The organism is Micromonospora sp. NPDC047738 (genome assembly GCF_040642675.1).
Taxonomy (GTDB): domain Bacteria; phylum Actinomycetota; class Actinomycetes; order Mycobacteriales; family Micromonosporaceae; genus Micromonospora.
Map to the genome: position 1 here is coordinate 1 of NZ_JBEYSO010000055.1, position 25,539 is coordinate 25,539.

Below are 25,539 nucleotides of genomic sequence, written 5' to 3' on the forward strand. Positions count from 1 at the left end.
CGGAAGGCGGATGACCTTGGCGTCGGCCCAGTCGGCGTGATCGCTGTTGTTGGTGTTGCCGGCGTCGGTGACTCGCAGCACGAGTCGCTCGATGCCGAGGATGTCGAGCTCGACGCGCTGCGGCGGTGAGTACGGCTGCGCGCGCATGAGCCCGCTGTCGTAGACGACCTTGCCGTCGGCGAGCACTTGGAAGGTGATCGATGCGTTCGGCGAGTTGCGCTGCACGTCGTCGATGCCGACGGTCGCGACGAACCTGGTGTCCGCCGGTTCGAGGTCGTAGACGATCTCAGAGTTGGCGTGGGTGCCGATGCCCTTGGCGTACTCGGTGCCGTTGATGCGGATCGGGTTGCCTGATACGGCGCGGTCCTTCTGCACCGTTCGCCATCCGGCGGTCGCCGAGACCCAGTCGCGGTCGCTGAGGTACTCGACGGGGCCGTCGGCGGGTGCGGCCTGCTCCTCGGCGATCGTTCCCGGCCCCTCGCCCACCTCGTTCGTCGATGTCACCTTGTACCGGTAGGGCCCGCCGGCTGCGCCGCGGTCCAGGTAGGAGGTGCCCGTCTGGTCGGTGGCGATGGCCGTGAAGTAGTCGCTTCCCGCCTGTGCGCGGTAGATCGTCGAGGTCAGTGCGCCGTCGGACGCTGTCCAGGTGACGCCGACGTGGTTCCCGACGCGGTACGCGCCGACCGGGGACGGCGCGTCCGGCACCGCTGTGGGCATGGTGCGGAAGCGCCACTGGCCGCCGGGCGCCACGAGCTTCTGCCCGGTGCGGGGGTTCACGGCGGTGACCTCCCAGTAGAAGGTCCGCCCGGCATCGAGTGAACCGATCGTCGCGGTCGGCTCCTTGACTGTGGCCTCGGCGACGACGTCGGTCATCGCCGCGTTCCGGGCGATGCACAGGTGGTACTCCCGGGCGTTCACCGCGGGCTGCCAGGTGAAGGTCGCGCCCTTGGCGGGCACGCGGGTCACGCCGTTGGCTGGCGAGAGCAGCGCGAAGTCCTGCGGATGGGTGAGGATGAGGTCGCCGTGCCGGTTCGGGTTCACGTCGCCGCTGGTGGTGACGGTGACCGACCGGCCGACGGGAACGGTCAGCGTGACCTGGGAGAGCGCTCGGCCGTTGACGTGCACGTATTCGGGCTCTACGGGCGTGCCGTCGACCTTGAGCTTCGGCCAGCCGCCCGGGAACTGCACGGTGACCGTCAGCGGTTGCGGTCCGTCGTTGTGCTTGACGACCGTCTTTGTCGTGCCGTCGTGGCGGACGCCGAAGTCGTGCGCGCCGACCTGGATGTGGTCGAGGTCGAGCCATCCGATCTCGGCGGGCAGGTGTGAGCGCACCGACACGGCGTGCTCGGGTGCGTTCGGCCGGACCCCGGCGAGTCCCTCGACGGTCTGGGATACGAGCGTGAAGCTCGTTTCGGGGTAGTCGCCGTTCGTGCCCTGGGTGGGGACCTCGTGCGGGAGGTGGAGTTTGGAGATGATGTCCTTCATCCAGGTCCACGCCTGCACGTCGAAGCCGTAGTTGAACAGCGCGTCGGGGACGTAGGTCGTCGCCTCGATGTTCGGGGGCCGGTCCTCGACGTACATGCGGTCGAGGTATTCGAGGTAGTCCCACGTGCGCTTGTCGTGGGCGTCGATGAACTCCTTGACGGCGTAGAAGACCGAGTTCTCGCGTCCGAAGCCGGCGTACGGTTCGTTCGCTGGGCCGCGGCCGCGCACATACTCCCAGGCGTCCCGGGTGACGCCCCATTCGTCCTCGAAGTACCGCTTGAGCTCCGCGGCCTTGCGCTCGAAGGTCGCCGCCGTAGCGGCGTCGCCCTTCTGCTTGGCGAGGTACGCGTAGGCGAGGTACGCGCGGTACTGGGAGGCGAGCCCGTCGCCGGCTTCGATGACGGCGTGGTCGCTGCGTTCGTTGTAGCTCGCGGCGCCTTGGAAGATGCCACGGCCGGTGCCCTCGGCGATGCCGTTGGGCAGCTGCGTGTCGTGGAGCGCGACGAAGTCGGTGACTGCTTTGGTGTAGTACCGCCAGAGCACGGGGTCGTTGAGGTAGTCGGCGTCGCCGGTCCAGCGGTACTGCTCTTCGGCCTCCTGCACGAGCTCGAACACCGCGGGTACTTCGCGTACGAAGTTCGTGTCGCTGCGGTAGTCCACGTTGTAGGGGCTGCCGTCGAAGTTCAACGCCCACAGCGGGTACCACTTGCGCGCCTCGTTCGCGCTCGCCGCGAACGCGGTGAGCATCGACTTGTTCTCGGCCTCCAAGCCGAGTAGGTGCCCGCCTGCGGCCTGGTGGACGAAGTCGCGCGAGTAGAAGGCGGTGCGGTGGGCGTAGCCCGCCCAGTACGACGGAATGTAGTCGGCCTCGCCGGTGCCGGGGTTGCTGCCGTTCCCGTTCACCGGGCCGTGCTTGCCGGTCTGCACATGCTGCCGTGCGCGCGACATGGCCCAGTTGACGGCTTCGGCGAGCTGCGGCGAGGAACTCGCGGCGGTGAGCGTCTCCTCGTCGGGCGCGGCCGTGGTTGCGGGGACCGCAGCGCTGGCGGGGACGACGCCTGCCGGTGCGAGCAGCAGTGACGCGGACACGGCCAGCGCCGCGCAGGTGGTACGTCGCCTCGACGGCGACCTGCCTGATGGTGGTGTGCGCATGGCTCTCCCCTCGGGAACTCGCGGGTGCGGCTATGGCCGGTCGCAGGTGGTGAGGTTCGCGTGCCAGCGGCATGCCAGGCCGGCGAAGCCGCCGTTGGCGATCACCTCGACGGGCAGGGTGTCTCCGGCTTGCACGACGCGCTGGCTGCGCACGAGCCCGCTGTCCCCGTCGGTGATCAGTTCCACCAGCCACGGCCCGGCCGGCAGGTTCAGCGGTACGTTCAGGGTCCGGGCGGTACCGGAGGTGCTACCGCCGAGGAACCACCGTTGGCCGCTGCGACGGGCGAAGACGGCGTTGTCGGCGGGACGGCCTGCGAGCAGTTTGGTCTCGTCCCAGACGGTCGGCACCTGTTCGAGGAAGCGCACCGCCTCCGGCCGCGCGTCGTATGACTCCGGGGTGCCAGCGAGGTTCTGCAGGCCGGACTCGAAGACGACCGACAGCCCCAGCTCGTGGGCGTCGGAGGTGGGCCGGTTGCGGTGGAACGCCATCGGTGTGTAGTCCATCGAGCCGACCACGTTGCGGGTGAAGGGCAGCGCGGTGATGTGGCTGGTGGTGAGGCTGCTCTTTTCCGCGCCGTGAACGCCCTCCATGGTCATGACGTGGGGCCAGACCCGGTGAATGCCCTTGGGGATGTTCGAGCCGTGGAAGTTCACCAGCAGCTCGTTGTCGGCGGTCGCGGGCAGGATCTCGTCGTACCACCGCAGCCGGTCCTGCGACTCGGAGTCCATAAAGTCGATTTTGACGCCCTTGACACCCCACTCGTGCAGCGTCGGCAGCCACTCGGACCGTTCCTGCGCGGTGTCGAGGTCCCGGAAGTGGATCCAGACGATGATCTCGACGTTCCGCTCGCGCCCGTAGCGCACAAGCTCGGGCATCCAGCTGTTGGTGCGCCAGTTCGGGTCGGTGACGTCCCACTGCTGGGGGTCGAAGTACCAGCCCGCGTCGACCGCGACGTACGGCCAGCCGCGCTGCGCGGCGTAGTCGACGTACCCCATCTGCCGGGTCAGGCTCTGCCCGGCGCCGCGCCCTCCGGCGAGCCAGGTCCAGAGCACCTGGCCGGGGCGGATCCACGAGGTGTCGGTGAGCCGCGACGGCGGCGCCAGGTCGTCCACCAGCGTCGAGGTGGCGATCGTGTCGAGGTCGCCGACGACCATCACCCGCCAGGGCGTCGCCAACGGCCCGTCGACCAGGACGCTCTGGTCCCAGAGCTTCACCCGATACGTGCCGGTGCCGTCATGCACCAGGCTGCCGCCCGAGTAGCGTCCGTCGAGGTTGGACTCGGCAAGCATCAGGTAGGTGCCGTGGACGTCGAACAGCGCCGGGGCGAGGTACTCCCGGGCGGCCGCGGCCGCGGCGGTGGTCTGGACGTAGGGGTTCTCGTAGTCCCGGCGGTGGTTCGCCAGCCACGCGGTGCTGTCGGCGGGAACGGTGAACGCGGACGCCTCGCCGAGCACCGACCCGTAGTCGTCGAGCAGTTCATACCGGTAGGCGACGCCGTCGTCGGCGACCCGGACGACCAGGTCGACCCGGGCGTCGCCCGCGCCGGCGAACCGGAATCGCGCCTCCCGGAAGATCGCGAGCCGCTGCACTTCCTTGCCGACTGTCGTCGTGTAGCGCTCGACGTCGGTGCGGTCGCTACGGCCGAGGAACCGCAGCCCGCCGGTCAGGTCGGCGTCTTCGGTCCGGATGCCCAGCGGGCTGGGCGGCAGGACCGTCCGACCGCCGCGGGACACGGCCAACGAGATGGTCCCCGCCTCCGTGTCGTGAGTGACCTGCGCCGTCGGGCCGTCGGCAGCGAAGGTAGCCGTGACCGTCCACCGGGCGGTCTCCGCCCTGGCGGGTGTGGCTGCGAGAGTTCCGGCGAGTAGCGCCGCGACGAGGGCAACCGTGAGGGCCACGATCCGCGACGTCGAGCAGCGCGCGGTAGCCGGCCAGGTCAGTCGGAGTGGTACGTGCATCACAGACTCCTCCTCGGATGCGGCGGAGAGACCGGTCGGTGGACGCGGCGGACCTCGGGCGCGCCCCCGGCACGCTCAGGCTCGTCCACATCCGGTGGCACCTGGGACTGCTGCCGGACATGGGGGTCCTGGTCGGCCTTGCTCCGGGCAGGAACGTTTCCGCGAGATTAACGACCGCAACAGGACCGATCAAGTATGGACATGAATGAACATCGGATGTATAGGATAGCGGTCCACGGCTACGCGCCCTAGGCTTCGCGTCGCGAGGGCCATGAGGGCGCTCGCACAAACGGCACCCCTGTTCGCCGGTGTTGGATTTTGTGAACGGACAGGAGGGAGGTTGGCTCCTCACGCCGGCCACACCCGGCCGGCTCTTGCCGTCGTAGGCAACGCGACCGCGGTCAGGTTCAACGGGTCCCGCAACTCGCGGCGCAGGCACAGGCCTCGCGTCGATCACCTGCCACATCGTCGCCCTGGCACGTGCCTGCTGCTTCGGCATCCGCTGATCGAACCTGCATAGAAGGGATGATCTATGCGTGTGCACAGCTCGTGGCATCGGCTCATCGTTCGCTGCGTCGTACCCATACTCGCCGCCGCTACGGCGGCAGTGGCGGCCAACCCCGCCACAGCTTCGGATACCGCCACCTGGGCGATCGGTGCTCCGTCGCCGGTAACGCCGATATCGGCGACGGTCGCGCTCGACGCCGACGGCGCGTTGTCGCTCGCCGTCGCCCACCAGGGCAAAACCGTGCTCGCGCCCTCCGCTGTCGGCATCGAGACCACGGCCGAAGACCTGACCAGAGGCCTGACCTTCCTCCGCCGCACCGACCGGACAGTGGCGGAGAACTACATCATGACCACCGGAAAACAGCGCGTCCGCCACGCCACGCTGGCGGAAACGGCGCTCTCGTTCGCCGGTGCCCACGGCACGCGGATGGACCTCGTGGTCCGCGTCTCGGCCGACGGCGTGGCCTTCCGGTACGTCCTTCCCGACGCCGACGGCGTCACCGTCAAGCGGGAGGCATCGTCGTACTCCCTGCCGAGCGGCGCACCCGCGTGGCTGCTGCCCTACACCCCCAACTACGAGGGGACCCGGGTCGAGACGACCGCCGCAGCGGCAGCAGCGGGCGACTTCGGCTTCCCGGCACTGTTCGACATCGAGAACACCTACGTCCTGCTCACCGAGTCGGACGTCGACGGGCGATACTCGGGTGGCCGCCTCACGCACCATGCGGGATCGGGGAACTACACGATCAAGCTCGCCGACGCGGAGGTCACCTCACCCGGCCCGCTGGCCACGCCCTGGCGTACCGCGATCGTGGGCGACCTGGCCACGGTGACCACCTCGACGCTCGTCGACGACCTGGCACCGGCGTCGAAGGTGGCCGACACCTCGTGGATCCGCCCCGGCACGGTCGCGTGGTCGTGGCTGTCGGAGCACGACAGCCCTCGGGACCCGGTGCGCCAGAAGCAGTACGTCGACTTCGCCGCCCGCAACGGATGGTCCTACGTCCTGATCGACGAGGGCTGGGACCGCAGTTGGGTACCGGACGTGGTGCGCTACGCGCGCGCTCGGGGTGTCGAGGTGCTGCTGTGGTTCCACTGGACGGCCCTGGACACCGCACAGGAACGAAACGAGACGCTCCCGCTCATCAAGTCCTGGGGTGTCGCCGGCGTAAAGGTCGACTTCATGGACTCGGATTCCCAGGCGCGCTTCGCGTGGTACGACGACATTCTCCGCAAGACCGCCGACCTGCAACTCATGGTCAACTTCCACGGCGCGACCATCCCCCGCGGCATCCAACGGACGTGGCCGCACGTCATGACCGTCGAGGCAATCCGCGGCGCGGAGCAGTTCCGTACCCGGGCCGCGACCAACACGATGTTCCCGTTCACGCGCAACGTCGTCGGTGGCATGGACTACACCCCGGTCGCCTTCGTCGTCTCCGACCGCGACACCACCGCCGCACACGAGGCGGCGACGTTCCTGGTGTACGAGTCGGGCTGGCAGCACGCCGCGGACAAACCCGAGAACTACGAATCGCGCCCCGAGGCGCTCCGAACGCTGAACCAACTCCCGACGACCTGGGACGAGACGCGCCTGCTCGGCGGACGCCCAGGGCAGGAGGTCTTCCTCGCCCGACGGGCGAATGAGCGCTGGTACCTCGGCGCGATCTCGGCCGTGCCGGCAAAGACGTTCGAGACGCCGCTGAAGTTTCTGGGCAAGGGCCAATGGCTCGTGGAGACCCTCCGCGACGGCCCGCACGGCCTGATCCGGGAGGCCCGGATTGTCGACTCGGACGACCGGCTCGCGGTGCCGGTAGCCACCAACGGAGGCTTCGTCTCCATGGTCTGCAAGTACGCCAAGGGAATGTCGACCTGTGAACAGCCGGTGCGCCGGGTGCCGCAGACAAATCTTGCGGTGACGCCCACCCAGGCGGAGGCACGGCCAGGCAGCACCATCGACGTACGCGGCACGTTCACCCTGCCCGCCGGCGCGCCGATCACCGACGTCACGCTGCGGGTGACACCGACCGCGGGCTGGAGCGTGAACGGCGCGCCAGTATCGACGAAGCGCCTGCGGGCCGGCGAGTCGATCAGTGGCGCGTGGACGGTCACCGCCGCGGAGGATGCCGCCCCCGGCTACGTCGACGTCCCGGTCGTCGCCACCTACCGCTTCTCCGACGACCCGCAGAAGCGCCCGGTGCATGTCGAAGAGGCCGTCCGCGTGTTCGTTCCGCCGCCCAGCCCGAGCGGAACAACGTACGTGAGCGACCTGCCGTTCCTGAGCGAGAGCAACGGGTGGGGGCCGGTCGAACGCGACAAATCCAACGGAGAGACGGGTGCCGGTGACGGGCAGACCCTGTCCATCGGCGGCAGGACGTACGCCAAGGGCATCGGGACCCACGCGCCGAGCCAGCTCACCGTGTGGCTGGGTGGGGCCTGCAGCCAACTGCAGGCCGAGGTCGGCATCGACGACGAGGTCAGCCAGTCCGGCTCGGTCGTGTTCCAGGTCCTCGGCGACGGCCGGCAACTCGCCGACACCGGAGTCGTCCGGCGTGCCGACGGAGCACGCCCACTCGGCGTCGACGTCGCGGGAGTACGCATGTTGACCTTGAAGGTCACCGACGGCGGAGACGGTAGGAACTTCGACCACGCCGACTGGGGCGAGGCCCGCGTGACCTGCGGATAAGCCGTCTCAGCAGAGCCACTGGCACCGGGAAGGGCCGGGAGGGCGCGGTCAACACGCCACCCTCCCGGATCCCTTCCCCACCCTCGATTGAGGGACCTTGCGACGACCGCTGCCGCCCTGGCAGTGGCGCAACCGGCCCTCTCGGTTCCTCGTACAGTGACCTTGCGCTTGACATCCTCCCGGCCCTGAAATGCAGCACCGAGGGCGTGACCCGCTACGGCTCGGTGCGGCCGTTCAGGATCCAGTTGAGGTTGAACTTGTGGAACACGATGATGTGTGCCTTCGAGCCGGTGCCATCGGGGTTGGATGAGTCGGCCTTGCTGGCTTCGATGAGCGCGGCGACGTGGTAATCCGACGTCTTGGCCATACTGGAGTAGCCGCCCTCGACCGGATCATCGCCGCCCCATCCAGCCGGGCGAGGGATGAGACGCGACATCTTGTCCCAGGTGGCGCCGTTGTCGTAACTGATGCTGATCTTCATGTCCCGGCGGTAGGTGGGATGGCTCGGGTGAAGAAACATCAGCCGGTGCCTGCCGTCGAAGTTGTAGCGGAGCAGCGAGCCCTGACAGCCCTGGGCCTGGGTCGGCTCGGTGAGCGTGTCGTGGACGCCGTTGTGCCATTGGTACCCCGTGTATCCGCCGGCGAGGGTCCCGCTCAGGTAGGTGCGGTAGGGCTGGAAGCCAGCCGCGTTCGGGCGGTCGTTGCGGTAGAGGGTGCCATTGGTCTTCTCCGCGACGGTCCCTTCGATGCCGTTGCGGCTGGGCAGGGTCGACTGGTGCCAGGTGACCCCGCCGTCCCTGCTGTAGAAGCTACGGCCCCAGGCGGGGATGACCAGGGCGCCCTTGTCCGGGCCCGCTTGGGTGAGGCGGATGCCGTTGCCGGGGCCGACCGCATCCCACTTGTAGCTGGACGGCTTGAGCGTGGAGTTGAGGTTCTTGAACGTCCACGCCCCGCTGGGCGCGCCGTCCGCTCCGACCGACTTGGATAGCGCGAAGACCTCCCGATTCCCCCAGGTCACCTGCGAGACATCGGTGATGCTGCCGTCGGTCCGCTGCGCGAACAGCCAGATCGTCCCACCCGTGGCCGGGTTGCTGTTTGGGTGGTAAACCGGAGTCGGGTTGCCCCACGTGTCTGTGCCCGCCGTCGCGACCGGCTGCAGCCCGGACCAGGTCGCCCCGTTGTCCGTCGAAACCTTCATCACCAGGTCGATGTCGCCCCAGTCGCCCTCGTTGTTGCGCCGGCCTTCGGCGAACGCAACCAGCGTGCCCGGCGTGGTGGCCACGATGGCCGGAATCCGAAAGCTGTCGTAGGTGACACCGTTCAGCGTTTCATCGGCGCCGAACAGGGTGTACCCCTCAGGACTGGGCGCGACCGCGAAAGCGGGCCCGGCGGACAGGGCGGTCGCGGTCATCGTCAGTACCACCGCGGCGACAGCCGGCAGCCGTACCACTCTGGAGATTCTCATAACTCGTCCCATCGATTACCTTCGACACGCTCAAGGTTGCCCGTGCAGAGCCGCCAGGCAGGGCGCGGCTCGCTCACCTACCCTGACCTGACCTCTGACACGGTGCCCGTCAGTAGACTTCCATTCCGTACCAGGAAAGGGCCGGGTTGACCCGCTGGTAGAAGCCGACGCAGTCGTGCCCGCCGGAGTGGATACCGATGGCGGCGTCACGCCAGAAGACCGGACCGCCGCTGTCGCCGCCCTCCCGGCAGTAGCTTGTGGCGACGAGGTTGTAGACGTTTCCGTCACCGTAGTTGGCCGTTATCCCGGTCTGGGTCACGTAGCCGCACTGGTATCCGGAGGCATAGCCACTGTGGCAGACCGGCTCGTTGACGGACGCGTCGCGCGAATAGACGATGTCCTGGTATTCGCCGTTGTGCAGGTAGACGTTGCCCGGCTTGCTGACGTTGGCGTTGTAGTGCCGGATCAGACCGTGGTCGCGCTCCGGGTAGAAAGCGCCGACGTCGTAGCCGAGGTACGTGGCGTTCGCGTCGCGCCAGTCGTTGTCAACGATGCCCTTGGTGCAGTGGCCGGCCGTCAGGAAGTACAGCGAGTCGGGGTTGCTCTTGTCTCGCACGTTGAAGCCGGACGAGCAAGTGCCGCCGTCGTCGGACTTGATGTACCGGCCGCCACTCAGGTCCTTCTGGAGCTTGCCCTGGAATCGACCGACATCCATTGCGGAGCCGAAGCGGGCCGCGATCGCCTGCACCTTGGCGTAGTCCGTGTCGGAGACGGCGCTGCTCACTCGGACCTCGATCTGGTTGTCGACCGAATTCGTGCCCCAGTAGCTGCCGGGCAGACTGATCGACTCGTTGAGCGTAGTGGTGATGGCGTCGAGCTGGGAGGTGCTGTAACGCACGACCCTGGCGATGCCGCCCGCCTCGCGTACCTCCTGGGCGGCGGCATCGTCGGTGACGGCGACGACGAGGCGCTGGCTTTCCCGATCGAGGTAGGTGCCGCCGGTACGCGCCTTGCCGAGCCGGTCGACCAGCGCCGTCGCCGCCTTGCCGCTGATGCCGCCAGCCACCTGTACGTCGCGCACGGGGGCGTTGGAGGCGGGCTCCGCCTGCGCGCTGGACGGGAGCAGCAGCCCGCTGATGACGAGCATCCCGGCCGCTACGCCGGCGGCAGCACGCCGCCACTGCGAATTCCTGAAATTCATGGAAGCCCTTCGATCAAAAAGAACGTGGAGGGGGTAATGATCTTCATCCCGACAGGGTTCACGCTATGACGCGGCATCCTGCCGGAGCTACCGTGCACGATGCTCAGATTCCTCTGCGAGGTGTGCACAGTGCCCCTCTCACCGCGAGGAGGGCGTGCACGAGGTCATGGATGCGGCCAGGGGAAGCCATCTCTGCCGCGACATGAGCAATGGGCTTGGCTTGCAGCGCTCGACCAGCCACCGGCGTCCCTCGATGCTCAGCGACGCGTTGGCATGGCGCATGCGTCCATCGCGTACGACCGGTCCATCAGGTCAGTCATCGCCTGCTGGAAGTCGCGGCGCCGCTTCTCATTCCAACCTGCGGTCAGCTGGTCGAAGACCTCTCCCTGCCACCGGTGAGCCTGCTCCAGCAGGGCCCGGCCTGCGGGTGTGAGGGACGCTTCGCGTCGCCGGCCATCAGCCGAGGAGGCCGCCATGGCCAGGTATCCCGCCGCGGTGGCACTCTTGATCAGCCGTGAAGCTCCGCTCTGGTCGATCCCGATCTCGTGTGCGATCGCGTTGACCGTTGGAGAGATCCCGCGCTCGGTGAGGGCGAGGACCGCCTCGCTGACCAGCACGAGTCGTCCTTGCTCGGCCCCCGGATCCCCCGTCACGGATCGGCGTGACCAGTGCCGCACGAAGCCGAACAAGACCTGGCCCGGCCCCGGGCTGGTCACTCCGATGCCCCCATCTCGCGGCAGATGTAGGCCAGCTCGAGTGCCGACTTGAGGTCGGGCAACCGCAGTGAGGCAGTCACCTTGCCGCCGGAAACGCGGAAGACCGTCGCCACGCGCGTTGGCGCCTTGCTCTCCGGCCAGGTCGCATCCTCCTCCACCACCATGAGCCGCTCACTGATCGGGTGCCACGACCGCGGGACCAGCTTGATCCCGGAACGCTCCACCCACTCTGCGAACTGCTCAGGTGTGATCGGGCCAGCGCCCTTCGGTCCCAGCACGACGATCGGATCACCAACAGCCCTCGCCGACCGCTGCAGGTCCCCGTCATTCACACTCGCGTGCCACTCGTTGATGGCTGCTTCAAGGCTTGACCCCATGCCCCAACTATATGCGAAACGCATAGATCTGCGCGATCCCGGGAGCGCCAGCAACCTCCGGTCCCGCAACAGCCAGCCGGGGGAGCCACGCCACTCCACATCGATCAGCACGCCGCGCACCTCGGTGAGCGGGCCACCCGGCACGTCGCAGATCACCCGCTCGGGGCCGTACGGACCCGGCGGGTGCGGGTACGACAACCGGGTGGCCCGGCCCGACCCGACCCGGCCCCGCCGCGGCTGCCTCCCACCGACGGGCGACAAAGCGGCCCGGGATCGAGCATCTGCGAAGTCCAATCACTTCGCTCCCGAAGATTGCCGATGACCGACACTCTCCGTCGACGGTCTCGGCCGTGGACACGCTCCGACCCTGTCGCGCAACTGGGGCAGCGTCGTCTGCCTGGTCGTGCACGTACCGAAACAGATTTTTTGCACCGCGCACGGTTCGCCCGCCCCCGGCCGCCCGTGAACGTCCCCACCTGCCCCGGCGTTCCGGGCGGCACCCCGACCGCCACGCCGGAATGGGCGACGGGGAACATAGGGCATGCTCGAAGGCCTTGACGACATCGAGTGGCGGCGGCTCGGCCACGCCTACGGGGCGGCCGACGATCTGCCCGGCCAGATCCGCGCCCTGCGATCGCCCGATCCGGCTGAACGAGATGACGCCCTCGGCACCCTTTACACCAACATCTTCCACCAGGGCAGCCGGTACCAGGCGAGCGCCTACGCAGTGCCGTTCCTGCTGGAACTGCTCGCCGACCCCGCCACCCCCGACCCGGCGGCGATACTCGCCCTGCTGACCTCCCTGGCGGTCGGCTACGACGAGAACTTCCTGCCGGACGGCTTCCCGGTGACCGACTACCGCCGGGCCGCCGAAGGCGGGCGAGAGCTGCTGGCCGCCAAGCCACTCCCCTGGACCGGTGAGGACGACGCGAAGCAGGAGTACGTCGAGTACGCGTACGTCCAGTCCCTGGCCGCAGAGGAGCAGAACCGGCTGTGGTCGTACATCGAACTGGCGGTGTACGACGCGGTACGGGCCGGGGTGCCGCTGTTCCGCATTCTGCTGGGCCACCCTGATCTGGGGGTGCGAATCGGGGCGGCGCACGCCCTCGCCTGGTTCCCCGAGGAGGCCACCGGCAGCCTGCCCGCGCTGACTCACGCGACCGCGGCCAGACTGGAGCCCGACCGGGCGGAGACCGTACCGGAGCCCGGTGCGGTGGCCACCATGCTGGTGGCCACGGGGTTGCTCGGCACCGCGCCAGACATCCGGTTGCTGGCCGACCCGCACCCGCTGGTCCGCTGGGCCACCGCGATCGGACGGGCCCGGGTACTGGGTGCGGAGGCTGACCAGGCGACCGTTGACGAGCTGTTGGCCTGGGCAGCCGCCCCGCCCGATGACACGGTGAACTCGCTGTCGGACGCGGGGTGGGTGCCGTTCCTCAATGGGGACCTGGGTGGGTACGCCGGATTCGCCCTGCGGCAGCTCGGCCCCCAGCACGCGGACCGCGCCTTCGACGCGCTGCTCCGCCGGCTGGCCACCGTCAGCGGCGACCAGTCGTTGACAGTGCTGGGAGAGGCGTTTCGCCTCGCGTTCCCGGACGGGCCGCTGCCGGCGGCGACGCCCGCTGCGGCGTTGGCGCCGCGACAGCGACGGCTCGTCGAGGTGCTGAGCCGGTCACCCGATCCCTGGCTGATCGACGGGCAGGACTTCGGCAACGTCGCTATGCTCGTTGACGAGTACGGGCTGCCGGACAGCCGCAAGGCGCTGCTCGCATACCTCGCGCGTCTGCCGTAGACCGCCGCGCGCCCCGCGTAACGGACCCGGACCCGAACATCGTCGCCCCTGGGCGGCCGGGTCCAGTCGCTCGACGAGCTCGAGGACCTCCTTCGCGAAGGTCAGGTCTCCTGGCAGACCACGACTACCTGGAAGGCCTACACCGACCCGGACTTCTTGGCGGAGATGCACCGGATCCTGGCGTTGTACGACACCCCGCCGACCGGGCGGCTTATGTGCGTCGACGAGTTCGCCCATACCCGGCCGGAGCTGCGTGACGAGCCCCCCGACAGCCGGTCGCTGCGCTGTTGTCGCAGCCAGCGAGATCAAGTAGCGTCGTCCGACGTGAACACCGGACCGGCGCTACGCCACACACGGATTGGCCACCCGGTGGAGGGCTGATCGCACGGTGGGTGCGGAGAAGGCACCCCAGTTCGGCACGCGGACCTCCCAGCGCTCGCGCACCGCGAGCCCGTTCTTCGTGTCGAGCAACAGCGAGGTCAGCCAAATGACAGTCAGGTTCAACCACACCATCATCGCCGCCAAGGATCGCAACGGGTCGGCTCGGTTCTTCCGGGAGCTGTTGGAACTTCCGGAAGCACCGTCCTGGGGTCCGTTCACCAACATCCAGCTCAACGATGGGGTGCTGCTTCAGTTCGCCGAGCCGCCGGTGGAGATCCAGATGCAGCATTACGCGTTTCTGATCGACGACGATCTGTTCGACCGGGCGTATCGGCGGCTGTGTGATCGCGGCATCGCGCACTGGGCCGATCCGCAAATGCGACGTCCCGGTGAGATCAACAACGAGCACGGCGGTCGAGGGGTCTACTTCAAGGATCCCGCCGGTCACGCGATCGAGCTGATCACCCGCCCATACCTGTAACCGACGGAGGGCCTGGTCGGACGCCCGAAGCGCGGCGCCCGACCAGGCAACCGGCGCGACCAGTTGCAGAGCGCCACCGATGATCGCACAAGCCGGCGCCCTCAACCGGGGTCTTCAGGTCGAAGTAGCTATCGCAGGAGCTGGTCAGCCCGGTGATTGCAGGCCGGCCACCGTGCCCCGGGCGCAGAGATAGAGCTTCTGGTTTCGACTGCGGCCGTGTTGGCGCCTCAATCCCTTGGCCGCCTCAAGGTTTGAGAACGACCCGCGCGGTCACTCTCTGGCACCCACACGCCCCGAGACCCAGGCGTGGCGGTGCTCCCCGATCACATGTGGACCGGGGAGCACCGCAGGGCGGCTGCGGGGTCAGCCCTGGCGGCGGTTCCAGGGGCCGGTGACGGCGTACGTGATGCCCGGGTTGTAGACGTTAAAGAACATGGTCCGGCCGTCGGCGGAGAACGCCGCTCCGGCCAGCTCGCCGTACTCCGGGTCCCCGGCGGTGCCGACGTTGACCCGGTTGCGTGCAAAGGCGAACACCTTGCCGTCGGCGGTCGTACCGAGGATGTGCTGATCCCCGACCCCGTCCTCGCACATCATCAGGCCCCCGTACGGCGACATGCAGATGTTGTCCGGGGCGTCGAACTCCGGGTTCTCCGGTGCCGGCGTCGGACGGGTGAAGATGGTCTCCAGGCGCAACGTGTTGGCTCGCGGGTCGAACCGCCAGACCTGGCCGTCGTGGTCGCGGGCCGAACCCAGCTCACGCCGGGCGAACGACGAGACGAAGTAGGCGCAGTCGTCCTTCTCCCCCCACCAGGCGCCCTCGATCTTGTACCCACCGGTGATCGGCTTGCGGTAGTCCTGGGCACGGACCGACTCCGTCGTCGCCAGTGGGTCCGGCACGTCGAGCCACTCGATGCCGGAGAAGGACGTGCCCGCCGTCGTCACCACCGACAGGTCCGGCAGGTCCGGGACGTGCAGAGCCTGCAGCACGCCGCCTGCCCGCAGGCTCCCGTGGCCGCCGAGCGGCCGGTTCGGCAGGAAGCGGTAGAAGCTGCCCAGCGGCGCCACGAACGCGTCCTCGGTCTCGTAGACGATGCCGGTGTGCGGGTCGACCGCGACCGCCTCGTGCTGGAACCGACCCATCGCGGTCAGCGGTGTCGGATCGGTGTTGCGAGCATCGTCGTACGGGTCGACCTCGAAGATGAACCCATGGTCCTTTGTGTACCCGCGGGCACCCGCCTTGTCCTCGGTCTCCTCACAGGTCAGCCAGGTATGCCACGGCGTCCGGCCACCGGAACAGTTGATGGCCGTGCCGCCCAAGCTCACGTGCTCAGAGACGGCGCGGTTCGACGCATCGACGGCGAGCGTGCTGGTCCCACCCCCGGCGGCCGGATCGTACGTACGTTCCGGCGGAGCCACGACCTTGATCTTCGCCGTCGGGGAGCACTCATGGTTACGGACCAGGCGAGCGCCGCGCGCCGCGTCGGCGAAGGCACCCATACCGTCGAACCGGCTCGGCACGATGCCACCGTCCGGCCGGACGGTGCCTTCGCGCGACAGCACCCTGTAGCGGAAACCCACCGGCAGGTCAAGCATGCCGCCCGGGTCAGGCACGAGCGGACCGTACCCGACCTCCGGGCCGGACACCCCCAGCGCGGGGGCCGCCGTGAACAGAGCGTCGACCGAACCGACCACGGCCACAGCAAGACCGGCGCCGGCCGAGCGGGACAGGAACTGGCGGCGAGACATAGACACGGGCAAGCCTCCTAGACGTCACAGACCGTAGCGAGCCGACGTGGACCGCGGCGGACGGATCAACCGGCCGACCGACATCGATTCGAGCCGCTCGATCAACTACGTCACATCCCGCCCCACCCGTCAAGATGCCGATCGATTTGATCCCGCCAACGGTGACAGCGACTTGGCTCAACCCGGTCAAAATTTCGCAAACCAAGCGAAAGCTAAGGGAAGCCTCGCAACTCCGATGCCTGTTCACCGAGGACGATTACCGAGGATGCCCTCTGCACCGGTCGTCGGCCGTCGTTGCCGGCTCGAAGTGAGGCCGCGGAACGTAGGTCACGGCGGGTGTTTGTTTGCCGTCTTTGGCACCGGGCCTGCGTCACAATCGTCGGACGGCTGCAATGCGCATCCGATCTCCACGGCGTCGCTCCGGCCGGCCCGCCTGGTCCGGCGACGCCGAAGGTCATCCGTGGGCCTTCCTCCTGTCCGGCATCGCCACGGTGCTGGCCACCCGGGCAGGTCTGAAGACAACCGGTTACCCGAAGATCGGCGGCGGCATGACCCGTCCCGCAGGTCACCGACGGCCACCCTACGGCGGACGACTCTCGCGCACAATCCGTGGTTGATCGATCACGCCGACCACCTCTTCTCAAGATCCCTACCGTTCGTCTTTCCGCAGGTGGTGCTATACGGTCAGCACGTGAGAATCGAGCGTCATTGGTGGAACGGCGACCGGAGCCTGCGGGGGCGCCGCGACGTCTACATCCGCACCGACGGCCAGCTATGGGAAGTAGAGGCGCAAACCGGCGGCATCGCAGGCCGGTCGAAGCTACACCACTGCCCGAGCCGGGCGTCGGCAAAGATCCTCGCCGACGCGTGGCTGGGTGGCCGCCCGGAGTGGCGGGAAATGGTACCTGACAGCGAACGTCAGGAGCAGTCCCGGCAGACCTCCCGGCCCTCGGACCGCGCGGCGAGCTGACTGCGATGGTGCACCAGGAAACAGCGCACGCATCGAAACTCGTCCGGCTGCATCGGCACGACAGCCACGGTCAGTTCCTCACCGGCCTCTCCCGCTTGATATTGGTGTCACGACGGTGACCGCGGGGGGATGTCGTGGTGCTCAACAGCGGTGTGGATGAGAAGAGGAGTGATGACCGCTGCGATCGCGGCGGCGCCGGCGTCGTTGGGGTGCAGGTGGTCGCCGGAGTCGTAGGTTGGCCGCAGCGCATCCCGATCAGCCGGGTCGGCGAGCGCCCGGTCCAGGTCGGCCACCGCGTCGTACTCGCCGCCATTGCGGATCCAGGTGTTCACGGCGTCGCGGACCGCCTCGTTGGCGGGCGTGTCGTAGCCGAACGCGTCCTTCATCGGCAGCATGGTGGCTCCGATAATCCGCACGCCGCGGGCGTGCGCCGCCCGGATCAGCTGCCGATGCCCGTCGATGATCTGTTCGGCAGTCACCACGGGGGACGCACCGCAGCCGAAGTCGGGGTAGCCGCCGCCACCGATGTCGTTGATGCCTTCGAGAACGACCACAGCGCGGACTCCCGGTTGGTCCAGCGCGTCCCGGCCGAACCGGGACACGCCCGCCTCACCGAAACAGGTCGAGTCCGCGAGCAGTTTGTTGCCGTTGATACCGGAGTTCACGACGCTTACCGGGCGACGACCGGAGGCGAGCCGCTCGGCCAGCTCATCCGGGTACCGGTTGTTGGCGTCGACCGTGGTGCCGTACCCGTCCGTGATCGAGTCGCCGAACGTCACCACCACGCCGTGGGCGTGTTCCGGCTGGCCGGCCGTGTCGATGCCGGCGAGGAAGTACCAGGATGTGCTGGTCTCGGCGAAGGCGTCGGCCTGGGGATCGAACCGCCGGTCGCCGGCCGTTCGGTAGGTGGTGGCCGTCGCGTTCTCGTGGACGGTCGCTGGGCCGGTGGGGCCGGCGAAGTACAGCGTCACGGCGAGGGAGTCCAGCGCGCGCGTCGGCAGCGGCGCGGGATCGGAGGTGAGCTCGCCTCCGGGTGGAATGGTCGCCGTCCTCGATCGGCCGAAGGTCAACGAGCGGAGGCTGCCCGGTTGTACGGCCGCTCCGCCTGCGGCGAGCGCGATCGTTGCGCCGGTCACCTTCAGTGGTCGGTCGCCGAAGCGGTTGGACAGTCGTATCCGCACGGTCGAGCCGCCGGCGCTGACCCGGACCACCTGTCGCAGCGACTGGTTTGCAAAGCCGTTGACTGACCAGTTCGGCGTCCCGAACCCTTCGAACGGGTGGTGCGCGGCGGCAGTCCACGCCGCCCGCCAGTCGGCGGAGGAGGGTGTGCCGGCGTGGCCGGTCTGCGCTGTCGGCGCCTGGGCGGTCGCCGCTTGGGCGGGCGCGGTCAGGAACAGTGCTGCCGCGATGCCGGCTGCGAGCGGTTGAAACTTTGGATGTCTCATTGGGTGTCCTTTGCGGGCGTTGCTGATGGGGATGGGTGCTGGCCGGGCCGGCGTGTGGGCTACGCCGACCCCGGTGTGGTCAACCGGCGATGCCCGCGCCGGTTTCTAAGAGCGACTTGAGGTCGCTGAGCACGAAGGACCAGCCGCCGCCGGTGCCTGGGGTGGCGCCGGTGACCAGTGCCGCGGTGTGTGGAGCCCCGGTGAGGTCGTGCGTCACGGTTAGGGTGGTCAGTCCGCGCTCGTCCTGGCCGATGTCGTACGTGAGTCGGGTGGGTCCTTCGGTCGCCATGGCGGGGTCGGCGGTCATCCGCCAGGTCAGGGCGAGCCGCCGGTCGGGTTCGGCCTCGATGATCTCGCCCTCGATGATGACCATGTCGACTCCGCTGCCTACCATGGCCTCGCTCGCGTAGCCGCGGTAGGCGCCACCGGGGCGCGGGTCGATGTCGATCCGGCCGCCGTACCCGTAACGCTTGGTCAACTCGGAGCGGGTGAGCGCGGCCCAGACCTCCTCGGGGCTGGCCTTGAGATAGATGCGGTGAACCACTTCACCTGGGTGCTGCACCGTGCCCGTCATGGCCACTCCTCTGATCACGAACGCCGGAATGGCGTTACCGTCGGTGATCAGCCTCCGCCGTCCGGCTCGCCGGCACATCCGTGGCCACACGGATTCGACCACGGAACGCACCACGGAACGGGGACGGCGGTCAGCCCCTCATTGCCGTGAGACCCAGCGACCTCAGCTCGGCTCGGCCCTCGGCTTCCCGGCCGGGCAGGAGCGCCAGCGTGCAGGCGTACTCGATGCGGGCTCCGGCCTGCTGAAACCCGGCCAGCCCCGCGGTGAGCGCCTCGACGTCCCCAGTCAATCGCCCCCGAGCCCGGGCCAGGCAGGCGGTCGCCCACGCGTTGTCGGTGATCGCCTCCTCGGCGACCGTGAGGCACCGCGCCGCGCCCGGCAAGCCGGCGGCGACCGCCAGCTCCGCGGCGGCGGCGCGGGCGTACGTCTCGTACCGGTAGCCGGGAAAGGTGTTGAATGCCAGCTCGACCAGCCGGGACGCGTCGTCGAACTCGCCGAGGTGAAGGGCGGTGCGACAGTCCGCGTACACCGCCGACGCGAGTGCGGACAGTTCGATGCCGGCGGCGGAGGCGCTCGCCGCCAGCCGGTTCCGCCACCGCGACAGGCTGTCCCGATCGCCTCGGAACCCGCACGCCAGCATGGCGAACGCCATGGCACCCGCCACGTCCCCCGTCGGTGGCCGGCCGACCCGCTGCCACCCCTCCCACAAGGCCTCCGCCTGCGCCAGCGACTCGTCGAGTTCACCGGTGAGCGCCAGGGCCGGCACGAGGGTGCCGATGGCATGAGTACGGCCTCCGAGCAGGTCGTCGTCGATCATCCGTCGCGCGACATTCAGTGCGGCGGGCAGGTCACCGGCCTGGAACGCGACGGTGGCCGCGACGTGGAAGGTGTCACCGATCTCGGGTGCCGCCTGCGGGTCGGTGGGGTCGAGCGCACTCAGCAGCGCGAACCGCTCCGCCCCGATCCGCCGCGCCTCGGCTGGTCGTCCGGCCTGCGCCGCGGCCGTACCCAGCAGGTCCAGACCTGCGCTGACCAACACCGGCACGCCACAGCGGCGGGCGGCCGCAGCGGCGACGGCGGCGAGATCCGGGTCCGGGTGGAACCGGCGGCCTCCGGCGTACCACGCCTCGGCGATCGCCACGGCGGCGGCGACCGCAGGATCGGCGGGGTTGCCGGCGGCTCGGGCCCGTTCCAGCAGGACGGTCAACCGTTCGCGTGACATGTCGCTGCTGATGCGGCCGTCGAACCGGTGGACCATCTCGACCACCCGGGCCAGGGCAAGCGCCTGGGCGTTGCCGTCGCCGGCCGCCCCGGCAAGGTCGGCGCAGGCCAGCATCAGGTCCAGCACCTGCTGTCCGGTCGCGGTGCCCACCAGCGCGCAGTCCGCCGCGTTGCGCAGGTCCGCCACCGCCTCGGTGGGGCTCGGTGCCCGTGCGGCCGCCTGCCGGTAACAGTCCAGGGACGCGGCCAGGAAGCGACGGGTGAAGGTCAGGCGACCGAGCGCCCGAGCCAGTTGGTGCGGGGCCGAGCCGACGCCACTGCGAGGCCCGAGCAGCGCTGCGCGCAAATCGTCGGCGACGAGGTCGAAGTCCTCGCGCCACGCGCCGTTCAACCGCTCGACGAGTTCGGTGGCCGTCGATGTTGCCCATTCGAGGTATCGGTCGTACACCTCACCCCGGGTCGGGTCGGCGACGAGTTGTTCCCGCGCGAACGCCCGGACGGTACCCAGCATCCGCCAGCGACGCATATCCCGGTCCCGGGTCACCAGGCTTTTCTCTACCAGTCGGCCGAGCAGGTCGGCGGTCCCGGCCACATCGCCCACCAGCGGCACCCGGGCCGCGGCGGCCAGGTCGAACCCACCCACGAACACGGAGAGGTGCCGCAACAGCGTCTGCTCGGCTGGGTCCAGCAGGCCGTAACTCCAGTCCAGGACGGCCCGCAGCGAGCGGTGCCGCTGATCGGCGTGTCGCGCGCCGGTCAACACCCGCAGCGGATCGGTGAACGCCGCGAGCAAGCCGTCCACTCCCAGCGAGGCGCTGCGGGCAGCGGCAAGCTCGATCGCCAGCGGTACGTTGTCGAGCTGGGCGCAGAGCTCACCGACCACCATCGGGTCGCCGGGCACGTCGGCGCCGGCCGCCCGGGCGCGGTCGTCGAAGAGGGCCCGTCCATCGGGCTCGGGTAGCGGCAGCACCTGCACGACCTGCTCCCCGGGCACGCCCAACCGTTCCCGGCTGGTGGCCAGCACGGTGACGCCGGGGCACCCGTTGAGGACCTGCTCGGCGAATGCTGCTACCGCGTCCAACAGGTGTTCGCAGTTGTCCAGCACCAACAGCGACCGTTGCGCGCCGAGTTCGTCCTTTATTGCCTCGGACAAGGGCTGGCGCGGGGTGGGGGTGAGGCCGAGCGCGGCGGCGACGGCCTGGGGCACGGAGCCGTCGCGCACCGGCACCAGGTCGACGAAGGCGCCGCCGGCAGGAAACCGGGACACCAGATCGGTCGCCAGTTCGACGGCGAGTCGGGTCTTTCCCACCCCGCCGGTACCCACCAGTGTGACCAGCCGGGCGTCGCGTAGCGTTCTGGACAGTGACTCCCGTTCCTGTCGGCGACCGACGAAGGTGGTCCGCGGTGCGGGGAGTCCGGCGACGACGGCGTCCGCCGGGTTCGTTGTCGCCAGCGGGGCGGTCGATGTCAGTGCCGACAAGTCGTGTCGGTCGGCGACGCCGTACTTGCGCAGCAATGACGAGACGTGGCTTTCAACGGTGCGAACGGAGATGAACAGCCGCTGCCCGATCTCGGCGTTGCTGCACCGCTCGTTCAGCAGGGCGAGCACCTCGGCTTCCCGTGCCGAAATCTCGATCTCCACCGTCACAGCCCCCTCACCGCCTCATCCTCGCCGATGCCGGCTCGATCCGTCACGTCCGGCCATGCCGCGGAGCGGGCCGGCGGCGGGAGGTGCCGCACGCGTCGGTACGGCCCGGGATTCAGCAACTGGCGGCACCGGCGCAGTCGCGCCGCGGTGGTCGGGAAACCGTCGCCGAATCGCCGGCGAACCGCCTGTCCGGAGCGAGGCCGGGCGGGAGTTTGAGGCGAGTGAGCGGCGGTCGCTGCTTGGGCGAATGAAAATAGCTCCGATTCGGAATAGTCAGCTCCAGCGGATCTGGCAGATATCGGCCTCTACGCGCGGCGGGCAGCGGAGCAGGAGGGCCGGCGGTACTCTTCGGCGGGTCGACCCGTCGTCGAGGTCGCCCCGCTCTGTGGGCAACCGATCGCCGAACCCAGGCGTCTTGTCAGATGTTCGCCGAAGTGATCGAGTTAGGGGTACCGGTGCGAAGGCTCTTGTCACTCTGCGTCCTTGCGATGTTTGTGGCCTCCGCTACCGGCTGCAGCGAGCCGAGCGCGCAGGCGGAGACGCCTGGTCTCGCGCCCCGCGGCACGACCATGACCACCGTGCAGCCCACCCGCCAAGACCTTGCCAACAAGGTGAGCCTGTCCGGCAAGGTGACCATCAACCCGGTATTCGGGATCGTGGCCCCAGTCGCAGGGCAGGTGCGGTATCGCGATGTCACGCCGCCGCAGAGTACGCCGACCAAGCCGACGAGGGTGGCGAGCGTCTGGGCGTCCGGCAAGGCGCACCGCATCGAGGTCCCGGCGGGTGCGGTGTTCGCCGGCCGGCTGGTGGACGACGGCTCCAAAGTGACGGCCGGAATGCCCATCGTTTCGGCGAAGAAGGTCGGCTACGGGCTCGTCGCCGAGATCGACGGCGCGCAGGCCTACCAGATCTCGGATGCACTCGCGACGGTCCAGGCCCAGATCAAGAACGGCCCCGGGCCGTTCCCGTGCAAGGTGCTCGGCACCATCGCGGCCCTGCCCGCCGGCACCATCCCGGACCCGCCGGCCGCACCCCCGTCCGCCGCGCCGTCCGGCCAACCGTCTGCCCCGCCGGTCGTCCAGTCGCCGCCAAGCCAGCAGGAGCGGACCGAGCCGTCGGAGCCGACCGGGATGCGCCTGGTGTGCACCGCACCCGCCAACGTGAAGCTGATCAACGGCGCCAGCGCCACGCTCGAGGTGGTGACCGCGAGGGCCACCAAGGCGCTGGTACTCCCGGTCGAAGCGGTCGCCGGCGGGCAGGGCCGGGGCAAGGTGGACGTGGTCAAGCCGGACGGTAGCCGGGAGACCAGGGATGTCGTGCTCGGGCTCAGCGACGGCAAGGTCGTGCAGATCAAGTCCGGTCTCACCGGCGAGGAGACGGTCGCCGTCCCTGGCCCCAACCTCCCACCCGCCAAACCAGGCGTAGAGGGCGACCCGTCCGCTCCGATGGGTGGAAAGTGACGGCGTTGCTGCAGCTCCACGGCATCACGAAGACGCTGAAGGGTCAGAAGGCGCCGCGCGTCATTCTCGATGGCACCGACCTGACCGTCGACAGTGGTGAGAGCGTGGCCATCCTCGGACGGTCGGGATCCGGCAAGAGCACGCTGCTCAGCCTGATCGGCCTCTTCGACCGGCCCGACGGTGGACAGTATCTGCTGGATGGCCGGGACATCACCCGGCTGCCGGAGCGGAAGGCGGCAGCTCTGCGCAGCGCCGAGTTCGGCTTCGTGTTCCAGCGGTTCTTCCTGCTCAAGCACCTGACCGCTGCGCAGAACGTGGCGATGGCCCTGGTCAACGGCCAGGGCTGGCTACCGCGCCGCAAACGCAGGGCCCGGACCCTGGAGGCCCTCGACCGGGTCGGCATCGCCCATCTCGCCAAGCACCGGCCGGCCCGCCTGTCCGGCGGTGAGCAACAGCGGGTGGCGATCGCCCGGGCGCTCGTGCGGGAGCCGCGTCTGCTGCTGGCCGACGAGCCCACCGGCGCGCTGGACACGGAGACGGGCAACCTGGTGATCGAGGTGCTGCGCTCGGCGACCGACCGGGGCTGTGGACTGATCCTGGTCACCCACGACTGGGACCACGCCAACAAGATGCAACGCGTGCTGCGCCTCAGCGACGGAAAACTCCACCCAGCTACCGACACAAGGAGCGTGCCTCAGTGAGCGGGCTAGCACGGCACACAGCGGAGGTCGGAACGGTGCGGGCCGATGCTGAGCGCAGCGGGGTGGCCGCGTGATCCGGCTCTCCGGGCGGTTCCGCTCGGCACTGATCATCGGGGGTCAGGGCATCCGGGCCCGCAAGACCCGCACCCTCCTGTCGATGGTCAGCCTGTTCCTGGGAGTGATGGCCGTCGTGGTCGTCCAGGTCGGCGCCGAGACCGCCAAAAGCGCCCGGCTGGCTGACCTGGAACTGCACATGGGCAAGGACGGCACCCGGCAGACCTACCTGCCGGGCAACGCCGACACCATCCAGATCAGCCAGGACACCCTGAAAGGGCGGACGGACGCGGTCGCGGTCTCCACCACCCAGGCGATCATCGGAGAGCCGGGCGTCAGCCCGGTCAACCCCGGCGCGGCACCGTTCGACCAGCCGGGCGGCGGACAGTACGCGGGCCCCGGTGGCGGCGACATGTACTGCGACCCCCGCGGCTACTGCCAGCCGATGAAGGCGGCCGGCGACGCCCCAGCCGTTCCCGTGCCCGGCAAAGCCATCGAGCTGAGCCTCAACGCGCTCACCGGCGACATCCGCCAGTTCCGGCCCTTCCGGCCGGTATCCGGCCAGTGGCTGGACTTCTCCTCCGACCCGTCGCTGTCCCCCCGGATCGTCATCAACCTCGAAGCAGCCAAGGGCTTCACCCGCCACCAGGTACCAGCCGAGATGCGCGTGGAAGGGGCCACCGCCAACCCGACGCCACGCATCATCGGCGTCATCGACGACGGCAACCCGCAGCCCACCGCCTACACCCGAGCCGATGAGCTACAGAACTGGGTACCCCGCGCGAGCAACGGCGGCGACTACGGCCCCGGGCTGCAAGTGATGCTCGCGCCCACCGCAGCCGACGTGGAGCAGCTACTGCGGATCCGCCTCACGGCCAGCGGGATACCCGCCGAGCAGATCCACTTCGAAACGATCCAGGCGCGCAAGGACATCGCCAAGGAGCTGGCACTCATCCGCTGGATCTTCCTCGGCATGGCCGGCCTGGTCCTCCTCATCGGCGTCGCCGGCATCCTCAACGTCGGGCTCGCGACCGTCGGAGAGCGGGTCGAGGAATTCGCGCTGCGGCGCGCGGTGGGCACCTCACGGTCGCTGCTGGCCGGCATCGTCCTCGCGGAGACACTGTTGACCGGCCTGCTCACCGCAGCCGCCGCCATCGGACTGTCCGCGCTCGCACTCACCGCGATCAGCACGCTGTTCGGCGATCGGGAGCAGCTCCTACGCGACCTCGTGTTCCCCTGGCAGGCAGGGGCCGCAGGCGTCATCGCCGGCCTGATCGCCGGACTGCTCGGCGGCCTCGTCCCGGCCATCCGCGCCGCCCGCATCCCGATCGCCACCGTCATGCGCGCCTGAGCAGGTTTGACATCCTCCCGGCCCTGATGGGCCGGGATTCTCACGGTCGCCCGTGAGGTTTCCTGTTTCATCGCCGACTGCCTTTCCGGGAGGATTTTCCCTTGAGGTCTTCTGTCAGCTCCGCAGGCGTTTTACCTCTCCGCCAGCCCGGCGGCGAGGATGTTCTT

Annotated in this window: 17 protein-coding genes and 1 pseudogene; 7 read left to right on the forward strand and 11 right to left on the reverse strand. The window is 69.1% G+C overall.

The genetic code is table 11. The features are described 5' to 3' along the window. Both ABZ783_RS36165 and ABZ783_RS36170 read right to left on the reverse strand, forming a co-directional pair. Positions 1-2,574, reverse strand: a 2,574-nt coding sequence (locus ABZ783_RS36165) for an NPCBM/NEW2 domain-containing protein (protein WP_357447291.1), incomplete at its 3' end; no start/stop codon positions are given. Between the two features lie 93 nt (positions 2,575-2,667). After that, on the reverse strand, positions 2,668-4,596 hold the full coding sequence (locus tag ABZ783_RS36170; protein ID WP_357447294.1) for a glycoside hydrolase family 97 catalytic domain-containing protein: 1,929 nt from the start codon (positions 4,594-4,596) through the stop codon (positions 2,668-2,670). Between the two features lie 532 nt (positions 4,597-5,128). Between ABZ783_RS36170 and ABZ783_RS36175 the strand changes: the two genes are divergently transcribed. Beyond that, positions 5,129-7,789 (forward strand): glycoside hydrolase family 97 catalytic domain-containing protein, encoded by a 2,661-nt coding sequence (locus tag ABZ783_RS36175; protein ID WP_357447297.1) that lies wholly within the window; start codon positions 5,129-5,131, stop codon positions 7,787-7,789. Positions 7,790-8,003: 214 nt separating this feature from the next. Here ABZ783_RS36175 and ABZ783_RS36180 read toward each other — a convergent pair whose 3' ends face one another. The 4 genes from ABZ783_RS36180 to ABZ783_RS36195 form a co-directional block, all read right to left on the reverse strand. Next, positions 8,004-9,200: a sialidase family protein gene (locus ABZ783_RS36180; protein WP_357447300.1), complete on the reverse strand. Its 1,197-nt coding sequence runs from the start codon at positions 9,198-9,200 to the stop codon at positions 8,004-8,006. A gap of 163 nt (positions 9,201-9,363) precedes the next feature. Next, positions 9,364-10,320: a S1 family peptidase gene (locus ABZ783_RS36185; protein WP_357447303.1), complete on the reverse strand. Its 957-nt coding sequence runs from the start codon at positions 10,318-10,320 to the stop codon at positions 9,364-9,366. 392 nt (positions 10,321-10,712) lie between these two features. Continuing rightward, on the reverse strand, positions 10,713-11,072 hold the full coding sequence (locus ABZ783_RS36190; RefSeq protein WP_357447306.1) for a MarR family winged helix-turn-helix transcriptional regulator: 360 nt from the start codon (positions 11,070-11,072) through the stop codon (positions 10,713-10,715). 95 nt (positions 11,073-11,167) lie between these two features. Next, positions 11,168-11,659, reverse strand: a complete 492-nt coding sequence (locus ABZ783_RS36195; RefSeq protein ID WP_357447309.1) for a hypothetical protein — start codon at positions 11,657-11,659, stop codon at positions 11,168-11,170. A 430-nt stretch (positions 11,660-12,089) separates the two neighbouring features. Here ABZ783_RS36195 and ABZ783_RS36200 point away from each other — a divergent pair, with 430 nt between their 5' ends. Together ABZ783_RS36200 and ABZ783_RS36205 are read left to right on the forward strand one after the other, a co-directional pair. After that, the gene (locus ABZ783_RS36200; RefSeq protein WP_357447312.1) at positions 12,090-13,340 is read left to right on the forward strand and encodes a hypothetical protein; all 1,251 of its coding nucleotides are present in this window, start codon (positions 12,090-12,092) and stop codon (positions 13,338-13,340) included. Positions 13,341-13,728: 388 nt separating this feature from the next. Further along, positions 13,729-14,202, forward strand: coding sequence for a VOC family protein (locus tag ABZ783_RS36205; protein WP_357447315.1), 474 nt, complete (start codon positions 13,729-13,731; stop codon positions 14,200-14,202). Positions 14,203-14,565: 363 nt separating this feature from the next. On the opposite strand, the gene ABZ783_RS36210 is transcribed toward ABZ783_RS36205, so the two are convergent. Beyond that, on the reverse strand, positions 14,566-15,948 hold the full coding sequence (locus ABZ783_RS36210; RefSeq protein ID WP_357447335.1) for an alkaline phosphatase PhoX: 1,383 nt from the start codon (positions 15,946-15,948) through the stop codon (positions 14,566-14,568). Positions 15,949-16,561: 613 nt separating this feature from the next. Here ABZ783_RS36210 and ABZ783_RS36215 point away from each other — a divergent pair. Then, positions 16,562-16,918, forward strand: a complete 357-nt coding sequence (locus ABZ783_RS36215) for a hypothetical protein (RefSeq protein ID WP_357447318.1) — start codon at positions 16,562-16,564, stop codon at positions 16,916-16,918. Here ABZ783_RS36215 and ABZ783_RS36220 read toward each other — a convergent pair. From ABZ783_RS36220 to ABZ783_RS36235, 4 genes and pseudogenes are all read right to left on the reverse strand, one after another. Beyond that, a pseudogene (locus ABZ783_RS36220) lies at positions 16,867-17,004 on the reverse strand (DUF4193 family protein); the annotation flags it as partial. The gene ABZ783_RS36215 and the pseudogene ABZ783_RS36220 sit on opposite strands and share 52 nt — an antisense overlap. A 21-nt stretch (positions 17,005-17,025) precedes the next feature. Continuing rightward, positions 17,026-18,363: an SGNH/GDSL hydrolase family protein gene (locus ABZ783_RS36225; RefSeq protein WP_357447321.1), complete on the reverse strand. Its 1,338-nt coding sequence runs from the start codon at positions 18,361-18,363 to the stop codon at positions 17,026-17,028. A 79-nt stretch (positions 18,364-18,442) separates the two neighbouring features. Continuing rightward, positions 18,443-18,937 carry an SRPBCC domain-containing protein gene (locus ABZ783_RS36230; protein WP_357447324.1) on the reverse strand — a complete coding sequence of 165 codons (495 nt, stop codon included), beginning with the start codon at positions 18,935-18,937 and terminating at the stop codon, positions 18,443-18,445. A 130-nt stretch (positions 18,938-19,067) separates the two neighbouring features. After that, a complete protein-coding gene (locus ABZ783_RS36235; protein ID WP_357447327.1) occupies positions 19,068-21,800 on the reverse strand; it encodes a LuxR C-terminal-related transcriptional regulator in 2,733 nt (910 codons plus the stop codon). A gap of 428 nt (positions 21,801-22,228) precedes the next feature. Here ABZ783_RS36235 and ABZ783_RS36240 point away from each other — a divergent pair, with 428 nt between their 5' ends. From ABZ783_RS36240 to ABZ783_RS36250, 3 genes are all read left to right on the forward strand, one after another. After that, positions 22,229-23,266 (forward strand): efflux RND transporter periplasmic adaptor subunit, encoded by a 1,038-nt coding sequence (locus ABZ783_RS36240; RefSeq protein ID WP_357447329.1) that lies wholly within the window; start codon positions 22,229-22,231, stop codon positions 23,264-23,266. Beyond that, positions 23,263-23,967, forward strand: a complete 705-nt coding sequence (locus tag ABZ783_RS36245; protein ID WP_357447331.1) for an ABC transporter ATP-binding protein — start codon at positions 23,263-23,265, stop codon at positions 23,965-23,967. Before ABZ783_RS36240 ends, ABZ783_RS36245 begins: the two co-directional genes overlap by 4 nt. Positions 23,968-24,037: 70 nt before the next feature. After that, positions 24,038-25,372 (forward strand): FtsX-like permease family protein, encoded by a 1,335-nt coding sequence (locus tag ABZ783_RS36250; protein WP_357447333.1) that lies wholly within the window; start codon positions 24,038-24,040, stop codon positions 25,370-25,372. Positions 25,373-25,539 lie beyond the last annotated feature (167 nt).